This is a genomic window from Vibrio sp. Vb0598 (assembly GCF_033338935.1).
GTDB lineage: Bacteria > Pseudomonadota > Gammaproteobacteria > Enterobacterales > Vibrionaceae > Vibrio > Vibrio alginolyticus.
In genome coordinates this window covers 1-1,143 of sequence record NZ_JAWOTP010000223.1, presented here as the reverse complement: position 1 = coordinate 1,143, position 1,143 = coordinate 1, and the positions used below count along the sequence as shown (strand labels likewise).

The 1,143-nt window shown below is 46.0% G+C and carries 2 protein-coding genes; both read right to left on the bottom strand.

Annotated elements, in window-relative coordinates; translation table 11 throughout:
- Positions 1 to 495: efflux RND transporter permease subunit (locus tag R7Q38_RS24250; protein WP_318114624.1), on the bottom strand; the 495-nt coding region annotated here is incomplete at its 3' end.
- A gap of 13 nt (positions 496 to 508) precedes the next feature.
- Positions 509 to 1,143: efflux RND transporter periplasmic adaptor subunit (locus R7Q38_RS24245; RefSeq protein ID WP_318114623.1), on the bottom strand; the 635-nt coding region annotated here is incomplete at its 5' end.

The following is a 1,143-nucleotide window of genomic DNA, read 5'->3' as shown; positions in this document are numbered from 1 at the left end:
ATCTTCAATCTGCTTCGCAATCGGCTTAAGCTCTTCAAGAGGCCTGTCCCCCACCAGCCCCATTTCTATCACGTCTTGTCGCCATTCAACCTGATAGACATTGATGGGCTCCATGCCAAGAGGCAGGTTAGAAATAGTATCGATGCGCTGATTCACATCATCAAGCACTCGCTTGATATCCGCGTTGACATCAACTTCGATAGAAATATAAGCACTGCCACGAGAAGCTCGCGACACCACTTTTTTAATGCCAGTAACGTCTTTGATCGACTCTTCCACTTTGACCAAAATACTCTCTTCAATTTCTTGAGGAGACGCACCTGGATAAGTCGCGCGAACGTCGATGTAGTTCACTTCGATATTCGGGAACATCTGACGCTGGATAAACATGTAACTCACGATACCCATGATTATGATAAACACCATCAACAGGTTGGCAGCCACAGGGTTATTGGCAAAATAGGCAATGATGCCCTTTTGATTCGTATCTTCCATGACAAACTCCTACTTACTGTACGACGGTTTCGGAGTCGTCATTCTTTTTTGCAATTTGAACCGCCATGCCTTTTTGCGGGTATTCAGGAAGAGTCAGAACCAATTGGTCACTTTGTTCCAAACCTTCACCTACCAACATGAATTCTCCCTCAGCTCTTAATACTGTGACAGTGCGAGGCTGAAGTTGATTTTCATCGTTGACGACCCAAACCGTGCGGTTTTTCACTAATTCTTGTGGAAGACGATAGATGTGCTTGAGCTCTTTGCCCGTAAAGCTGACTTCTACGTAAGAACCAAATTTGATTGGCGGTTGCTGGTTATCGATGCCATAAGGGTCTTCAACCTGAATCACCATATTGATCATGCGTGTGGCGCTATCAATCATTCCCAAATCGCGAACGACTTTACCTTCACGTGTGGTCGAGAGAATGCCTTGCTGAGTTACAGTTGCTGTCAGCTCTTTGATTGACTCCGGCAAAAACGCACTATCAAAACCAGCAATTGGAACATGCACTTCCGCCACTTCGATGTTATTCAAAGTTGCGACACGAGATCCCGACGTCACAAACTGACCCACACCGACATCACGCTCGACCACTAAAGCATCGTATGGCGCAACCACTCGGCAGTTTTCCAAGTCACGATTTG